This window comes from Buchnera aphidicola (Tetraneura ulmi), assembly GCF_964058925.1.
Lineage (GTDB): Bacteria > Pseudomonadota > Gammaproteobacteria > Enterobacterales > Enterobacteriaceae > Buchnera_D > Buchnera_D aphidicola_B.
This window is the reverse complement of sequence record NZ_OZ060366.1, coordinates 265,377-282,492: the sequence shown is the minus strand read 5'-3', so window position 1 is coordinate 282,492 and position 17,116 is coordinate 265,377. Positions and strand designations below refer to the sequence as shown.

The window sequence follows — 17,116 nt, the reverse complement described above, 5'->3', positions numbered from 1 at the left end:
TTTTTTTTAAAATTCAAATTTTTTAAAAAATTTTTTTTAATTAAATAATTATTAATTTAGAATATTTTTTAAATTGATATTTAATTTATAGATATAAAAATTATGCTGGATTATTTATATCAACAAATTTGCATTCAAGATTGTATTTTTCCCTAATCCAATTATTTAATTCTAGTATTCCAAATTTTTCACTTGCATGATGACCTATTGAAAAGAAGTGAATATTATTTTCATTAGCACAATGCATTGTATCTTCTGAAATTTCACCAGTTATATAAGCATCTACTTGAAAATTTAAAGCTTCATATATATATGATTGTCCCTTTCCTGAACACCAAGCAACTGTATTAATTTTTTTTGGAGAATTATCACCATAACAATATATAGGTTTTTTTCCAAATTTTTTTTGAATTAATTTATATAATTCATTTCCAGAAATATGTTTTTTAAATTTTCCAAGAAGTCCAAATTTAGAAAAAGAACCTAAAATTTTAATATTTAATTTTTTAGCTATTTGTGCATTGTTTCCAATTTTAGGATGAACATCTAAGGGAAGATGCCAACTGTATAAATTAATATTATTCACTAATATGGTTTTTATTCTGTTTTTTTTCATTCCTACAATAGATTTATTTTCACCTTTCCAAAAATATCCATGATGTACAATTAAAGCATGTGATTTCGTTTTTACTGTATAATCTAATAATTTTTGACAAGCTGTTACTCCGAAAATAATTTTTTTTACTTGAGAACAACCTTCTATTTGCAAACCATTTGGAGAAAAATCGTTAAATCTTTTGGAATTTAATTTTTTATTAATTATATATTCTAATATAAAATTATTCATATTCTTTTTTATATTTTTCTTAAATAAGTTAAATTTTTTAAATATTTTTATATAGTTATTTTTTATGTTTTTTTTTAAATTAATATTTTTATATATCATTAATTTTTATAAATCGCAATTAATTTATTTATTCTATAACTTTATGTTAATGAAAAAATTTCATGTTTAAAACATTTTAAAAAAAACTATAATTTAAAAAATTTTCAATTAAAATTAACTGTTTAATTAATAATTAAAAAAAATAAAAAATTAAAAAATAGTTTTTTTAATTATATGTACTATAATTAAAATTATTTATAAGATATTTTAAAAAACAGATATTTATTCTAAATATTTAATTAAAAATAAATATCTAACATTTAATTTAAAATACATAAAAAAATTCAGCTAAAATTTAGCTATTTTTATATTAAAAAAAATCTATAGTAAATAAATATATTGAGGTTGAAATGAAAAAAATAGGAATTTTTTATGGTAGTGATACGGGTAATACTGAATTTGTAGCAAATCAAATTAAAGAATGCTTCCAAAAAAAAAATATAATTATTAATGATATATCAAATTGTACAAAACAAGATTTAGAAAAATTTTCGATTTTAATTATTGGTTCACCAACTTGGTATTATGGAGAAATTCAATCAGATTGGGAAGACTTTTTACCTATTTTAAAAACAATAAATTTTAAGAATAAAAAAATTGCTTTATTCGGTTGTGGTGATCAAGAAGATTATTCTGAATATTTTTGCGATGCAATAGGAATATTATATAATATTTTTAGAGAAAAAGAAGCTATAATGATAGGAAAATGGGAAAATAAAGGTTATTCTTTTGATTCTTCAAAAGCTTTATTAAATAAAAAATATTTTTGTGGAATGACTATTGATGAAGACAGACAAGCAAAAAAAACAAAAAATAGAATCCAAAAATGGGTTAATCAAATTAATCTAGAAATACATTCTATTTAGTTCTGATTTATATTAAATTTTTTTAAAAAATTTATAATAATTAATTATCGTAATTTTTATTTTTTTTAATAATTTTTAAAAAATATAGACATCCATTAATTATATCTTAGGATAAAATTATAATTAAAAATTTAACTAAATTATATCCCTCCAGATTTATTCAATGGATGAATACTAATTTTTTATTAAAAGTTATTTTAAATAATATATATTTAAATAGAAATTAAATTAATTAAATCCAATACTTTGCTAGAATAACCTGTTTCATTATCATACCATGAAACTAATTTCATAAATTTATTATTTAATAATAAGCTAGACTTAGCATCAAATATTGATGTTAGTTCACTACCATTAAAATCACTAGATACGACATCATCTTCGGTATATCCTAAAATTCCTTTTAATTCATTCAATGATTTATTTTTAATAAGAGAACAAACATTTTTATAATTTACAACGTTTTTAACTCTAACTGTAAAATCTACAACTGAGACATTTGAAATAGGTACTCGAAAAGCAATTCCTGTTAATTTTCCATTTAAATCAGGTAAAACCTTTCCAACAGCTTTAGCTGCTCCTGTAGATGATGGAATGATATTTTGTAAAATTCCTCTTCCTCCTCGCCAATCTTTAACAGATGGACTATCAACAGTTTTTTGTGTTGCTGTAGTAGCATGAACGGTAGTCATTAATCCTTCAATAATAAAAAAATTTTCATGTATTATTTTTGCAATAGGAGCTAAGCAATTAGTAGTACAAGAAGCATTAGATACAATTTTTTCACCTTTATAGGAATCAAAATTAACACCATTAACAAACATTGGAGTATCATCTTGAGAAGGTCCTGTAATAACAACTTTTTTAGCTCCTGAAATGATATGCCCATATGCTAGTTTTCTAGTTAAAAACAATCCAGTAGATTCTACTACTACATCAACAGAAAAATCACCCCAATTTATTTTTTTTGGTTCTTTTTCAGAAAATATTACAATTTTTTTTCCATTTATAATTAAAAAATTCTTTCCAACAGTAATTGATTCATTATATTGACCGTGAGTAGAATCATATTTCAATAAATAAGCAATATATTCAGGACTAATAAGATCATTAATTGCTACAATTTCTATATTTTTTCGTTTTTTTGCTAATCGAAATACAATTCTCCCAATTCTTCCAAAACCGTTAATACCTACTTTTATAGTCATTATTCCTCCGAAAAATTTTTAAAATTATCTTAAATTTATTTATTAAATTTACTTTAAACAAAAAACTTGTTGTTTATGTATAGATTCAACTTAATAAAAAATACTAAGTTGTTATTTTTATATTTTTTTATACATATTTTTATATATAAAACAAAATAGAATTTCAAATTCTATTTTTTATTTCTATGTTTTATATATAAAATTCCAAAAAAAATCGTTAAAAATCCTAAAGAAAAAATAATTAATATCGAAAAAAAAACATTTTTTATTTCTAAACATATAGGAATATATTTTAAAAAGTATATTTCTTTTATATTAGTTATAGATTTTAAAAAATAATTTATCTTTTTTGTAAAATAATAAAAATTATAAACTATAAAAAAACTAATTATTACTCCTAAAATTAATCCTTCAATAATAAATCTAAATCCATAGATATAGCATATTAATTGAATAACTGAATTTTGTACACCAATGGATTTTAAGATCTTTATTTCTTTTTTTTTTTTTAATAATAAAATAGTAGAAATAGAAGAAATTCCAATTGAAGATATTAAAAAAATTAATATGACAACAATATAAATAATTGTTTTCATACTTTTAATATCATAATAAAGATATCCATATTCATTCTTCCAAGAATAAATAAAAAAAGTTTTTTTTCTTATTTTAGATAAAATTAAACTTTCTACGTCTTCTGATAAAAAAGGATCTTTAATTTTAATTTCTAATCCAGAATATTTATCTTTTCCAGTTTTTAAATATTTTTGTAAATCGGCCATTGGTATAAAAATTATTTTTTTATCAAGAAAACTATTCGATTTAAAAAATCCTATTACTTTTAATTTTATAGATTTAAAAGATTTTTTTTTTTAGAACCATATGAACTAGAAATAAACAAATTAATATGATTTTTTAATTTAATTTTTAATGATTTTGCTAAATCAAACCCTATAATTACTTGATGAGAATTGTTTTTAATTTTTTTTAACATATTAGTATTTATATATTTAGAAATATGATTAATTTTTTTTTTGTTAGAAAAACTAAAACTATTAACTTGTACTGTTTCTATGTTTTTTTTTGAATTTAAAACACCATAAATACGAATATATGGATTTACTGTAACAATATTATTGCTTGCAGATTTAACAATATTTTTTATAAATTTAAATCTATAAAAATTATTGTTTTTACATTCTATATTTATATGTCCAATTGTAGATAAAATTTTTTCATTTAATTCCTTTTTAAACCCATTTATAATACTAAAACTTACTAAAAAAATAATCATACCAAGAATGATTCCAATTTTAGAAATTAACAAAGTCAATTTCTGTATACCATTTCTGTTTTTTCCTTTATAAAACCGGTTAGAAATAAGAAAAGATAAAATTATTTTCTTTTTTATAGACAAATTATTTTTTATCAAATAATTCTCCAGATATCATAATTTTTTGTTTAGGAAGACTTTCTGCAAGAAATTTATCATGAGTAACGATAACAAATGAACTATTATTGATGTAATTCAACTCTTTTAACATATCAAAAACTAATTTTGTATTCCTACTATCTAAACTTCCAGTTGGTTCGTCAGCTAGAACTAAACTAGGATTATTAACCAATGCTCGAGCTATTGCTACTCGTTGTCTTTCTCCTCCAGAAATATTTGAAGGATAACAATAAATTTTTTTTTGCAATCCTACTAAAGATAATATTTCTTTTGATTTAACTATAGATTTTTTCATGCTTTTTCCAGAAATTAATAAAGGTAAAGATACATTCTCTAACAAGTTAAAATCAAGCAATAAATTATAATTTTGATATATGAAACCTATTTTTTTATTTCGTAATACAGCTCTTTGATCAGAATTCATTTTTAGAATAGATTTTCTATCAAAAAAAATTTCTCCTTTAGTAGGTATTTCTAAAAAACCCAATAAATACAAAAAAGTACTCTTTCCAGAACCAGAATCACCTATGATAGAGATCATATCTCCTCTTTTAATTTTTAAACATACATTTCTGAGAATGTATTTTTTTTTATTGAAGCTATATTTTTTATAAACATTATAACATTCTAATAAAAATGGTATTTTATTCATTTGACAATACCTTAATAGGTTTTATTTTTGTCATTTTAAAAAAAGGATAAAAAATAGAAAAAAAACTAAAAAAAATAGTAATTTTAATAAAAAAAGAAATATCTGAAATTAAAATGATTGGTTTAATCGTTAGTAAATCTATATCAGTAAACATTAATTGCATAAAAAAATTAATATTTTTAGTAATTAATATTCCAAATAAATTTCCAAATAATAATCCTAAAAAACAATTTATTAAAAATTGTAAAAAAAATATAAAAAAAATATCCTTTTTTTTAATTCCCAAAGTTAATAAAATCGAAAAATCTTTTTCTTTTTCAATTATATTTAAATTCATCAATATAAAAATATTTATAATTCCTATTAAAAAAACTAAAAAAAATAAAAAATTACAAATATTTTTCTCTAAAATAATTAAAAAATACAATTCTTTTTCTTGTTCTTTCCAAGTTGTAACTAAAAAATTAATATTGTTATATTTATTTTTAAATTTCTGAACTAAAAGTGGATTATTTAACCAAATTTTCCATTCTTGAGACATTTCTTTGATCATGTTTAATATTTTTTCATCATTTTTATAAAATAATATAATTTGATTCTGATCAAAAATATTATCTGAAACAAAAAACCCAGAAAAACAAAAATGGTTTTTTTTTGAATAAGAGAAATCATTGTTTAATTCATTAAATTCTGGAAAAAATAAATAAAATGTTTCTCCTAAAGAAATATTTAAAGATTTTGCAAGATTTTTATTTAGAAAAATTCGATTTGTTGAATTATCAAATTTTGAATGATAATAACTATATTTATAGTTATTAAAAAAAAATTTATTTTCTTTATTTACTATTATTAAATTTCCAACATCAAAATTACGATTAGTATAAATAATTACTTTCTTTTCAGCTATTGGAATAATTTTATTAATATTATTTGAAAAAAAAAAAAATGGTTTTTTTTTAATATAAATATTTTTTTTTATAGAAATATTAATATGAGACGATAAATTTGAAATATTAGAAGTAATTTTACTATTTAATCCATTCATAATCGAAGAAGAAATAATTAATCCAGATACGGAAATAACAATTCCTAAAATAGATATATTATTAATAATATGTCCAAAAAAAAAATTTCTTTTTTTAAAAAAAAATCTTAACACAATAAAAAAAATAACATTTTTAATGTCAAAATATGTTCTTTTTATATTCATATGTTTTTCATGTATAAAAATATTTATTAATTTATAAAAAAAAATAAAATTCTAAAACGTGATCTTATTGTATTACTTTTATTATTGTATATTCAGAAAATAAATATTTAAAATATCCAATTTTAACTTCTTAAAGTTATTAAGTAATTTTATTTTTATAAAATATATCAATCTATTAACTTTTAACTATTTAAAATTATTATTTAAAAATACGTTTTAAAAAAAAAAAATCATATATATAATATTCAAATTAAAATAAAAAAAACACATAAAAAATTGGAAATTAATCAAATTGTTGTACATTTAGAACATGGAATAGGTAGATATAAAGGATTAACTACAATTCAAAATAATGGAGTTGAAGGAGAATATTTTATTATTGAATATGCTAAAAAAACAAAATTATATGTTCCTATTTCTTCTTTAAATTTAATTACAAAATATCAAAATAAAACAAAAAAAGATATAACTTTAAATAAATTGGGAAACGAAAATTGGTCTAAAAATAAAAAAAAAATAATAAAAGAAATTTATGACGATGCTGCATTACTATTAGATATTTATGCAAATAGAGCTACTCAGTTAGGATTTTCTTTTTTTTTAAATAAAAAAGAATTCAACTTTTTTTGTAGTAAATGTCCTTTTAAAGTAACAATTGATCAAAAAAAAGCTATTGATGATGTCATTCACGATATGAAAAAAAAATATCCAATGGATCGATTAATTTGTGGAGATGTTGGATTTGGAAAAACTGAAGTTGCAATGAGGGCTTGTTTCTTAGCAGTAAACAACAAAAAACAAGTAATTATTCTTGTTCCTACTACATTATTAGTACAACAACATTATGATAATTTTATCGATCGATTTTCGTATCTTGACGTTAAAATAAAAAAATTATCTAGATTTTGTACAAAAAAAGAAGTATATAAAGTAATTTCTGGAATAAAATCGGGAAATATAAATATTGTTATTGCTACTCATCAAATTTTATTTAAAGATTTAGAATGGTCTGACTTAGGATTATTGATTATTGATGAAGAACATAGATTTGGAGTTTCTCAAAAAGAAAAAATAAAATCTTTATTTTTAAATATTGATATATTAACTTTAACAGCTACTCCAATACCTAGAACTTTAAATATGGCTATTCATGGAATGAGAGATTTGTCTATTATAGCCACTCCTCCTGAAAAAAAAATCCCAGTTAAAACTTTTGTTAAAAAATATGACCTTAAATTAATAAGAAAAACAATTTTAAAAGAAATAAAAAGAGGAGGGCAAGTCTATTATTTGTATAACAAAGTTAAAAGTATAAATAGATTTTCTAAAATGTTGTCAAAATTAATACCAGAATCAAAAATAAAAGTAGCACATGGAAAAATGAATAAAACAGAACTAGAAACAATTATGAATGATTTTAGAAAACATCTTTTTAATGTTTTAATATGTACTACAATTATAGAAACTGGGATTGATATTCCAAGAGCTAATACAATGTTAGTGCATCAATCAAATCAATTTGGATTATCTCAATTACATCAACTAAGAGGAAGAATAGGAAGAACAGATAAAAAATCATATATTTGGTTATTAGTAGAACATTATGAAAGTATTAATTATGATGCAAAAAAAAGATTAGAATCAATCAGCTTACATCAAAAATTAGGATCCGGTTTTATTTTGTCTAAAAAAGATCTGGAAATTCGCGGAATTGGTAAAATATTAGGAAAAGATCAAAGTGGACATATAGAAAGTATTGGACCGATTCTCTATGAAAAGATTTTTAAAAAAGCTGTTTCATCTCTTAAAAAAGGAGAAAAATTTTCTTTAAAAACAATATTTCAATTACATACTGAAATAGAATTATGCATACCTGCTTTGTTACCTACAAAATATATTTTTAATATAAATAATAGAATTAAATTCTATAGAAAAATAGCTATTGCTAATAATATAGAAAAAATAAAAATACTAAAAAACAAAATAATAAAAAAATTTGGAAAAATGCCAATTTTTGCTAAAAATTTATTAAATATTTCTAAAATTCGAATTTATGCTACAAAATTAGGAATAAAAAAAATTTATTTTAATGAAAAAGGGGGTATTATTGAATTTAATGATATTAATTCAATAAATTTTAAAAATTTATTACAAAAAATTAACTCAAAACCTAGTAAATGGAAAATCGTTAATTCTAAAAAAATTAAATTTTTAAAAAAAATAGAAAACGGAAATCAAAGAATATCGTGGATAAAAAATTTTATAAATTTATTAAAAAAAAAAAAATAATTTTTCAACAAAAAATTTTAAATTCAACTAACCAAAAAAATAATAAAAATTAAATTTTTATTTAAGATAATTAAGATTATAAAATATGAAACAAATTTTATATATATCTTGTCCAGAAGATCAATGCATAGAAGTATGGAGTCTTTTTCAAGATGGTAATTTATTTTTATTACAAGTAGTACAAACAAATGGAGAAGTACAACCTTTAACAATTTCAAAAAAAAAAAAATTATTATATGCAGGAATTAGACCTGATTGTGCAATCATAACTTATAAAATTAAAAAAAACGGACTCCTAAAAAAAATATATACAACACCAATAAAAAATACACTAAACTATATTTCTATTGATGAAAAAAATGAATTTTTATTATGTAGTTCATACGGATCAAATACTTTAATTTTATGCAAAATTAATAATTTTGGAATTCCTGAAAAACCAAAAAAAATTTTTAAAAATATATTTGGATGTCATTCAGTTGTTATTTCTAAAAATAATAATTATATTTTTACAACATCACTTAAATCAGATAAAATTTATTTTTTTATTTTAAAAAATAAAAAAATTTTTTTAAATCCAATACAACCAATCTTACAATCAAAAATAAAATCTGGACCTAGACATATAATATGTAGTAAAAAAAATCAAATTATTTATTCTATAAATGAACTAAACAGTACAATTGATGTATGGTCTATTTCAATAAAAAATAATACAGTTAATTTGATTCAAACAATAAATATGATTGACTTCTCAAATGATTCAACAAAAGCTTGGGGTTCTGAAATCAAAATATCTCCTTGTGAAAATTATCTATATGCAGCAGATAGATTTAAAAGTATTATTTCTGTTTTTTCCATAAATAAAAAAACGAAAATACTAAAAAAAATTAAAAATTTTTCTACAGAAAAACAACCGAGATCGTTTGATATAGATGAAAATGGAAAATTTTTAATATCTGCCGGACAAGTTTCTAATCATATTAGCATTTATAAAATATCAAAAAATACAGGTTTAATTAGATTGATCAATAGATATAAAACTAAAAAAGGTCCTTTGTGGACTTTAATTTACAAAATTAATTAATGATTTAAAAAAAAGATATATAATTATAAAAAATAAAACACTTTTTTTTAGATATTCAATTAATAATTAAATTAATATAATAGATATTACTTATATTTTTATTAAAATTTAAAAAAATAATTGAATTTTAAAAAACCATAAAACAAAAAATTAAAAATATTTTTCATATTAAAAAAAAAGTAAATAAATATACAATTACTATTTAAATAAATAAAAAAAATGATTCTATATTTTTCAATCTATAAAAAAAATCTCTTTCCATAAAAGAGGTGTATTTATAAAATATAAACAATTTGGAATGTGTTATGAAAAAATATTGGAATTATGAACAAGCAATTGAATTAACAAAAAAACCATTTTTTAATTTGATATTTGAAGCTCAAAAAACACATAGAAAATATTTTAATCCTCAAGAAATACAAATTAGTACTTTGCTTTCTATAAAAACTGGAGCTTGTCCAGAAGACTGTAAGTATTGCCCTCAAAGTTCTAGATATAAAACAGAAATAAAAAAAGAACCATTACTTAAAATTGAAGAAATTGTAAATGCTGCAAAAAAAGCAAAATCAATTGGATCAACTAGATTTTGTATGGGAGCAGCATGGAAAAATCCAAAAAATAGAGATATTCCATATTTACAGAAAATTGTTAAAGAAATAAAAAAATTAGGATTAGAAACATGCATGACTTTAGGATCATTGACAGAAAAACAAGCAAATAAATTAGCAGATGCTGGTTTAGATTTTTACAATCATAATTTAGATACTTCAAGAGAATACTATAAAAAAATTATAACTACTAGAAATTATGATGAAAGAATAGAAACAATTAAGTTTGTACGAAAACATGGAATAAAAGTTTGTTCTGGAGGAATTTTAGGAATGGGAGAAAAAGTAGAAGATAGAATTAAATTACTAGTAGAATTATCTAATTTTAAGAAAAACCCAGAAAGCATTCCAATCAATATGCTCGTTCCTTTTACGGGAACTCCATTAGAAAAAAATAGTGGAATCGATCCTTTTGATTTTATTAAAATAGTAGCAATTACTAGAATTATGATGCCAACTTCGTATATTCGTCTTTCAGCTGGAAGAAAACAAATGAATAACCAAACTCAAGCTATGTGTTTTATGGCAGGTGTTAATTCTATATTTTATGGATGTAAATTATTAACTTCAGACAATCCAAATGAAAAAGATGATCTTTATCTATTTAAAAAACTTAATTTAAAAATCGAAAAAAAAATAATAACAAAAAAAAACGAAAAAGAAAAAATAAATTTTTTAGATTCTTCTTTCATTAAAAAACAAAATTTTTATAATGCTGATTTATAATCTTATTAAAAATTATACTAAATATATTTTTTTATCAACTGTATCTATTTTAAAATTTGTTGATGAATTTAAATTTTAAAAATTTATTTTTATTTAAATATCTCTCTTTTAAAAGGAGAGATATTATATATTTGTAAATATATTAAAAATCTAAAATACATCGTTTTTATTTAATAAATTTTAAATCAGTTAAAAAAATTCTAAGTTACTTAAACAATAAAAAAATCATTTTCTTAGATATAGAGGAAATTTTGAACATAGAGATAAAACTTCACTTTTTACTGAATGTATAATATTTATATTTTTATAATTTTCTAAAATTTTCATCATTAAAAATGATATTTTTTTTATCTCTGGTTTTTTGAAACCTCTTCTAGTAATGGAAGGAGTTCCTATTCTAATACCCGAAGTAATAAAAGCATTTTTAGAATCATTTGGAATTGAGTTTTTATTTACTATAATATTAGCTTTATTTAAAAACATACTTGCATCTTTACCAGTAATATTTTTATTTTTTAAATTTATTAAAAATAAATGATTGTTTGTCCCACCAGAAACTATATTATATCCCTCTTTAAGAAACAAATAAGACATATATTTTGCATTTTCTAAAACTTGTTTTTGATATTTTTTAAAAAAAGGGTTTAATGCTTCTTTAAAAGCCACTGCTTTGGCTGCAATTACATGCATTAATGGACCACCTTGTATTCCTGGAAAAACTGAAGAATTTACTTTTTTATATAATTCTAAATTCTTGCAATTAGATAATATTAAACCTCCTCTAGGACCTCCTAAAGTTTTATGAGTGGTAGAAGTAACAAAATGAGCATAATTCACAGGACTAGGATATAAATTAGCTGCTACTAAACCAGCAACATGAGCTATATCAACTAAAAGATATGCGTTTATCTCGTCTGCTATTTTTCTCATTTTCTCCCAATCACATATTCTTGAATATGCAGAAAACCCTCCAACAATCATTTTAGGTTTATATTTTTTTGATAAAAAATGTATTTCTTCATAATTAATATATTCTTTTTTGTTTAAACCATACGATATAGATTTATAAATTTTACCTGAAAAATTAACTATAGAACCATGCGTTAAATGTCCACCATCAGATAAACTCATTCCTAAAATAGTGTCTCCAGGAGACAATAGAGCTTGATAAATTGCAAAATTAGCTTGAGATCCTGAATGTGGTTGAACATTAACATAATCAACGTTAAATAATTTTTTTGCTCGATTTATAGCTAAATCTTCTATTTTGTCAATATATTTACATCCTTCATAATAACGTTTTCCTGGATAACCTTCAGCATATTTGTTAGTTAATTGCGACCCCTGTACTTCCATTACACACGAACTTGCATAATTTTCTGAAGCTATTAATTGAATATAATTCTCTTGTCTTTTTTTCTCTTTTTCTATAAGATTCCATAATTTTAAATCATATTTAAAAAGTTTTTCATTACAAAAAAACATATATTTCCTCATTTTTAAAAAGTAATTTTAATCCATAAAAAAACCATCTAAAATATACTTTTTAATATTGTAGTAACATCTTTGTAAAAAACCATTTTAATTTCACCAGTTTTAAAATTTTTTAAAATAATTTTTTTTGATTTTTCATCTTTTTTTAAAATTAATAAAACAATACTAATTTTAGTATTATTCAAAAATTCAATTTTTTTTTTTTTGCTTAAATTTATAAAATTTACTTTAATTCTTAAATTAGAAAAGCAATTTCTAATTTTTTCAATTAATTTTAAGTATTCAATATCTAGTTCTGATATTAAAATATTAATATCTAAATTCAAATGAGAATTTGATTTATTTATAATAGATAAATTTTTATACATTAAAATCAATCTTTCCATTCCTATAGCAAAACCCATAGCAGGTGTAAATTTACCACCAATATTTTCAACTAATTTATCGTATCTACCTCCTGCGCATATAGTCTTTTTAGAACTTGAATCATCATTTATTTTCCATTCAAAAACAGTATCATTATAATAATCTAATCCTCGTACTAAATGACTATTTAGTTCATATTTTATTTTCATTTCATCTAAAAAAATACATAAATTTTTAAAACGAACAGAAGAAAGATTATCCAAATAATCTTTTAAAATAGGAGCATCTTTTAAAATTTTTTGAGTATTTTTATTTTTACTATCTAAAACCCTAATAGGATTTTTATACATTCTATGTATACTTTTTTTATCTAAATATAATTTATTTTTATATAAAAATTTTTTTAAATCAGATTCATATAAAGATCTTGATTTTTTAGAACCAATTGAATTTATCTCTAATTTTAATTTACTTAAAATATTTAATTTTTTCCATAAACGAATTGTAATTAAAATCAATTCTAAATCTATTTCAATACCAATGTAACCAAATGTTTCTACTCCAAATTGATAAAACTGACGATACCTTCCTTTTTGAGGTCTTTCATATCGAAACATTGGTCCTAAATACCATAATTTTTGTACTTGATTATGCAATAATCCATTTTCAATACAAGCTCTAACACAACCTGCAGTTCCTTCTGGTCTTAGTGAAATTTTATTTCCGCCTAAATCTATAAAAGAATACATTTCTTTTTCAAAAATATCAGTAATACTTCCTATTGTCTTTTTAAATAAAAAAGTTTTTTCCATAATTGGGATACGTATTTCTGAATAGCAATAATTTTTTAAAATTTTTTTTAAGATTTTTTCTATATAATTCCAAAGATATATTTCTTTGGGTAAATAATCATGTATGCCTCTCATTGACTGAAACTTATGATCCACTCATTTTTCCTCAAAACAATTTAAAATACTTACGTTTAAAAACAAAATATTAAAAATTAAAAAATTAAAAATATTAATTTTTAACAAAAATTAAATAAAAAAAGTAAAAAAATCAAATTTTAGTAAATAATTGTCCACAAGCTGCATAAATATCAGAACCTCGATTCTTTCTAATAGTAGTTATAATTCCTTTTTTTTTTAAAAAATCGGAAAAGATTTTTATCTTATCTGTACTACTAGAACGAAAATTTGATGTTTTAAACTTATTCCAAGGAATTAAATTAATTTTTACTGGTATTTCTCGTAATAAAAAAAATAATTCCCGTGCATTTTGTAAGCTATCGTTGATTGAATCTAACATAACATATTCTATTGTTACTTTATTACGATTAGCAGTTGAATTAATAAGATAATTTTTTACAGACGTTAATATTGAAGATATATTATACTTTTTATTAGTAGGTACTAAATAATCTCTAATAATATCATTAGGGGCATGCAAAGAAATAGCTAAAGAAACATCAATAAGAGTACTCAATTTATTTATTGCTGGGACAATTCCAACAGTAGAAACTGTTACACGATTTTTAGATAATCCAAAAGAAAATTTATTAAACATAATTTCTAAAGCAGTAACAAGATTTTTTAGATTTAATAATGGTTCTCCCATACCCATAAAAACAACATTAGTAATAGGAGAAGGTATGTCTTTATTCCCATCAAAAAACATTTTTGACACTGTCCACAATTGTCCTATTATTTGAGATACATCTAAATTACAACTAAATCCTTGTTGACCAGTTAAACAAAATTTACATTTTAAAGCACAACCAACTTGAGAAGAAATACATAAAGTAGATCGTTTTTTTTCTGGGATATATACAGTTTCTACTGCATTTGAATTAATGGAAACATTCCATTTTATTGTTCCATCAAATGATTTTTTTTTTTTATAAATTTAGGAGATGAAATTATAGCAATTTCATTTAATTTATTTCTTAATTTTTTATTTAAATTATACATTTTCATGAAATCATTACAGTAATAATGATAAATCCATTTCATAATTTGTTCTGCTCTAAAAGATGGTTCTCCTAATTCTAAAAAAAAATTACATAAACTTTTGTAATCTAAATTTAATAAATTTAATTTTTCTGGTAAAAAATAAGATTTAAATATTTTTTTTGACATATAATATCCAAAATAAATTTATGATTTTTATGAATAAAAAAATGTATATATTAATTTTAATTGCTGTTAATGTATTAAGATTTAATTTAATTTTTAGTAATATTATTTTAAACGAAAAAACTTAAATATAAATAAAATTTATTTATTTTTTATTTATTTTAAAAATATATTAATTTTTAAAAAATTTTAGAACACTATTCTATGGAGAAAAATTATATGCATCCAATGTTAAATATTGCAATACGTGCTGTTCGTAAAGGTGGAAACTTATTAATACAAAAGTATGATTTACAAAAGAATATAAGTATATTAGACAAAAAAAAAAATGATTATTTTATTAATAATACAATTAATATTGTACAAAATAAAATGATAGAAATTATTTTAAAATCCTATCCTGATCATTTTATTGTATCTCAATATAAAATTAATAAAACTTTTATAAAAAAGAAAAATATTTGGATAATTAATCCAATTGATGGAATAGATAATTTTAAAAAAAATCTACCATATTTTTCTACTTCAATAGCTATAAAAATTAAAAATAATACAGTTATATCTGTTATATATGATCCTTTTAAAAATGAACTTTTTACTGCAATAAAAGGAAAGGGAGCGCAATTAAATGGATATAGAATTAGATGTAGTGAAATTCATAATTTTTCTATTTCTTCTGTAGCAATTAATGATAAAATACATATGAATAAAAAACTTTCGTTGTTATATTTAAAAATTATCAATTTACTTATTTTACAAAAAGTTAAATTTCGATGTACTGGTTCCCCTACATTAGATTTAGCTTACATAGCAAATGGTAGATTTGATTGTTTATTACATTGTAATTTTACTCCATGTTTTTTTTTAGCAGGAAAATTACAATTAAAAGAATCTGGCGCTTTAATATGCGATATCAATGGTGGTTCTAATTATCTTGAATCTGGAGTAGCATTGATTGGAAATTATAAATTTTTACGTATAATACAAAAAAAAATACAAGATTTTTTATAAAAAATATAAAAAATCGTTTTTTTTAATTTTTTTTATAATTTAAAAAAAATTAATTTATAAAATTTTTATTAAAAAGAAGGTAATAAAAATTTTTTAAAAATATTTTCGATATCTTTCTTAGAAGATAGTGATAATGCTCGATCAATTATATTTTTAGTTAAATGAGAAGAAAAAAAACTTATAAAATCATACATATATGTTCTTAAAAAAGTAGTTTTCAAAAATCCTAATTTTGTTGTATTAACTTTAAATATGTCGTTTGTAGAAATTTTTACTAAATCAGAATCTAATTTTTTTTCTATTGCCATATTAGCAATAATTCCTACTCCTAAACCTAATCGAACATAAGTTTTTATAATATCTGAATTAGTTGCTGTAAAAACTATTTTTGGATGTAAGCCCAAACGGTTAAATGCTTTATCTAACTCAGATCTACCGGCAAATCCAAATGTATATGTGACTAATGGATAATCTGATAATTCTTCTAAAGTAATATTTTTTTTATTTGCTAAATTGTGATTTTTAGGAACTATAATAGATTGACTCCAATGATGACAAGGAAACATTAATAAATCATCGTATAAATGAAAGGACTCTGTAGCAATTGCAAAATCTGCATAACCCTTTAAGACAGATGTTGCAATTTGTTTTGGAGACCCCTGATGAATATGTAATGAAATATTTGGATATTTTTTTATAAAATTTTTTATTACATTTGGTAATATATAACGAGATTGCGTATATGTTGTAACAACGTATAAAGTGCCTTTATCAACCCATTTATGTTTATCTGAAATTAATTTTATAGATTCGATTTGATAGAGAATATCTCTAGCAATTTGGACAATTCTTTTTCCCGTAGGTGTAATACTAGTTAAATGTTTACCATTTCTGGAGAATATTTTTATACCTAATTCATCTTCTAACATTTTAACCTGTTTACTGATAACTGGTTGAGAAGTATATAAATTCATTGCAGTTAAAGAAACATTGAGTTGATGATTAACTACTTCAACAATGTAACGTAGTTGTTGTAATTTCATTACTTTATTCCTCAAAATTTTT

16 protein-coding genes are annotated in these 17,116 nt (G+C 20.8%); 5 read left to right on the top strand and 11 right to left on the bottom strand.

Features of this window, described 5'->3' with window-relative positions:
- Positions 1-100 precede the first annotated feature (100 nt).
- On the bottom strand, positions 101-847 hold the full coding sequence (locus AB4W66_RS01270; protein WP_367674650.1) for a Nif3-like dinuclear metal center hexameric protein: 747 nt from the start codon (positions 845-847) through the stop codon (positions 101-103).
- Positions 848-1,296: 449 nt separating this feature from the next.
- Here AB4W66_RS01270 and fldA point away from each other — a divergent pair, with 449 nt between their 5' ends.
- Positions 1,297-1,812 carry a flavodoxin FldA gene (gene fldA, locus AB4W66_RS01265; protein WP_367674649.1) on the top strand — a complete coding sequence of 172 codons (516 nt, stop codon included), beginning with the start codon at positions 1,297-1,299 and terminating at the stop codon, positions 1,810-1,812.
- A 212-nt stretch (positions 1,813-2,024) separates the two neighbouring features.
- On the opposite strand, the gene gap is transcribed toward fldA, so the two are convergent.
- From gap to AB4W66_RS01240, 5 genes are all read right to left on the bottom strand, one after another.
- Positions 2,025-3,020 carry a type I glyceraldehyde-3-phosphate dehydrogenase gene (gap, locus tag AB4W66_RS01260; protein ID WP_367674648.1) on the bottom strand — a complete coding sequence of 332 codons (996 nt, stop codon included), beginning with the start codon at positions 3,018-3,020 and terminating at the stop codon, positions 2,025-2,027.
- Positions 3,021-3,190: 170 nt separating this feature from the next.
- Positions 3,191-3,802, bottom strand: coding sequence for an FtsX-like permease family protein (locus AB4W66_RS01255; protein ID WP_367674647.1), 612 nt, complete (start codon positions 3,800-3,802; stop codon positions 3,191-3,193).
- Positions 3,803-3,867: 65 nt separating this feature from the next.
- Positions 3,868-4,452, bottom strand: a complete 585-nt coding sequence (locus tag AB4W66_RS01250; protein WP_367674646.1) for a hypothetical protein — start codon at positions 4,450-4,452, stop codon at positions 3,868-3,870.
- The gene (locus tag AB4W66_RS01245) at positions 4,439-5,125 is read right to left on the bottom strand and encodes an ATP-binding cassette domain-containing protein (protein ID WP_367674645.1); all 687 of its coding nucleotides are present in this window, start codon (positions 5,123-5,125) and stop codon (positions 4,439-4,441) included. The genes AB4W66_RS01250 and AB4W66_RS01245 overlap by 14 nt, the downstream gene beginning before the upstream one ends.
- A complete protein-coding gene (locus AB4W66_RS01240; protein WP_367674644.1) occupies positions 5,118-6,335 on the bottom strand; it encodes an ABC transporter permease in 1,218 nt (405 codons plus the stop codon). The genes AB4W66_RS01245 and AB4W66_RS01240 overlap by 8 nt, the downstream gene beginning before the upstream one ends.
- Before the next feature lie 234 nt (positions 6,336-6,569).
- On the opposite strand from AB4W66_RS01240, the gene mfd reads away from it, so the two are divergent.
- The 3 genes from mfd to bioB all read left to right on the top strand — a co-directional run bounded on the left by mfd (position 6,570) and on the right by bioB (position 11,045).
- Positions 6,570-8,624, top strand: coding sequence for a transcription-repair coupling factor (mfd, locus tag AB4W66_RS01235; RefSeq protein WP_367675080.1), 2,055 nt, complete (start codon positions 6,570-6,572; stop codon positions 8,622-8,624).
- Between the two features lie 85 nt (positions 8,625-8,709).
- Positions 8,710-9,711 carry a beta-propeller fold lactonase family protein gene (locus tag AB4W66_RS01230; RefSeq protein WP_367674643.1) on the top strand — a complete coding sequence of 334 codons (1,002 nt, stop codon included), beginning with the start codon at positions 8,710-8,712 and terminating at the stop codon, positions 9,709-9,711.
- A gap of 305 nt (positions 9,712-10,016) precedes the next feature.
- A complete protein-coding gene (gene bioB / locus AB4W66_RS01225) occupies positions 10,017-11,045 on the top strand; it encodes a biotin synthase BioB (protein WP_367674642.1) in 1,029 nt (342 codons plus the stop codon).
- Positions 11,046-11,270: 225 nt separating this feature from the next.
- Here bioB and glyA read toward each other — a convergent pair whose 3' ends face one another.
- The 4 genes from glyA to AB4W66_RS01205 form a co-directional block, all read right to left on the bottom strand.
- Entirely contained in the window at positions 11,271-12,530 is a 1,260-nt protein-coding gene (gene glyA / locus AB4W66_RS01220; RefSeq protein WP_367674641.1) for a serine hydroxymethyltransferase, read from the bottom strand.
- Between the two features lie 47 nt (positions 12,531-12,577).
- Positions 12,578-13,852, bottom strand: coding sequence for a histidine--tRNA ligase (gene hisS / locus AB4W66_RS01215; RefSeq protein WP_367674640.1), 1,275 nt, complete (start codon positions 13,850-13,852; stop codon positions 12,578-12,580).
- 112 nt (positions 13,853-13,964) lie between these two features.
- On the bottom strand, positions 13,965-14,759 hold the full coding sequence (gene rlmN, locus AB4W66_RS01210; RefSeq protein ID WP_367675079.1) for a 23S rRNA (adenine(2503)-C(2))-methyltransferase RlmN: 795 nt from the start codon (positions 14,757-14,759) through the stop codon (positions 13,965-13,967).
- A 14-nt stretch (positions 14,760-14,773) separates the two neighbouring features.
- The gene (locus AB4W66_RS01205; protein WP_367674639.1) at positions 14,774-15,043 is read right to left on the bottom strand and encodes a hypothetical protein; all 270 of its coding nucleotides are present in this window, start codon (positions 15,041-15,043) and stop codon (positions 14,774-14,776) included.
- 201 nt (positions 15,044-15,244) lie between these two features.
- Between AB4W66_RS01205 and AB4W66_RS01200 the strand changes: the two genes are divergently transcribed.
- Positions 15,245-16,051, top strand: a complete 807-nt coding sequence (locus AB4W66_RS01200; RefSeq protein ID WP_367674638.1) for an inositol monophosphatase family protein — start codon at positions 15,245-15,247, stop codon at positions 16,049-16,051.
- A 68-nt stretch (positions 16,052-16,119) separates the two neighbouring features.
- On the opposite strand, the gene cysB is transcribed toward AB4W66_RS01200, so the two are convergent.
- Positions 16,120-17,094: an HTH-type transcriptional regulator CysB gene (gene cysB, locus AB4W66_RS01195; RefSeq protein WP_367675071.1), complete on the bottom strand. Its 975-nt coding sequence runs from the start codon at positions 17,092-17,094 to the stop codon at positions 16,120-16,122.
- Between the last annotated feature and the right edge of the window lie 22 nt (positions 17,095-17,116).

Bases quoted from the DNA above. Each gene is read 5' to 3' on its own strand.
- AB4W66_RS01270 (WP_367674650.1), bottom strand. From the start codon at position 847: ATGAATAATTTTATATTAGAATATATAATTAATAAAAAATTAAATTCC.
- fldA (WP_367674649.1), top strand. From the start codon at position 1,297: ATGAAAAAAATAGGAATTTTTTATGGTAGTGATACGGGTAATACTGAA.
- gap (WP_367674648.1), bottom strand. From the start codon at position 3,020: ATGACTATAAAAGTAGGTATTAACGGTTTTGGAAGAATTGGGAGAATT.
- AB4W66_RS01255 (WP_367674647.1), bottom strand. From the start codon at position 3,802: ATGGCCGATTTACAAAAATATTTAAAAACTGGAAAAGATAAATATTCT.
- AB4W66_RS01245 (WP_367674645.1), bottom strand. From the start codon at position 5,125: ATGAATAAAATACCATTTTTATTAGAATGTTATAATGTTTATAAAAAA.
- AB4W66_RS01240 (WP_367674644.1), bottom strand. From the start codon at position 6,335: ATGAATATAAAAAGAACATATTTTGACATTAAAAATGTTATTTTTTTT.
- AB4W66_RS01230 (WP_367674643.1), top strand. From the start codon at position 8,710: ATGAAACAAATTTTATATATATCTTGTCCAGAAGATCAATGCATAGAA.
- bioB (WP_367674642.1), top strand. From the start codon at position 10,017: ATGAAAAAATATTGGAATTATGAACAAGCAATTGAATTAACAAAAAAA.
- glyA (WP_367674641.1), bottom strand. From the start codon at position 12,530: ATGTTTTTTTGTAATGAAAAACTTTTTAAATATGATTTAAAATTATGG.
- AB4W66_RS01205 (WP_367674639.1), bottom strand. From the start codon at position 15,043: ATGTCAAAAAAAATATTTAAATCTTATTTTTTACCAGAAAAATTAAAT.
- AB4W66_RS01200 (WP_367674638.1), top strand. From the start codon at position 15,245: ATGGAGAAAAATTATATGCATCCAATGTTAAATATTGCAATACGTGCT.
- cysB (WP_367675071.1), bottom strand. From the start codon at position 17,094: ATGAAATTACAACAACTACGTTACATTGTTGAAGTAGTTAATCATCAA.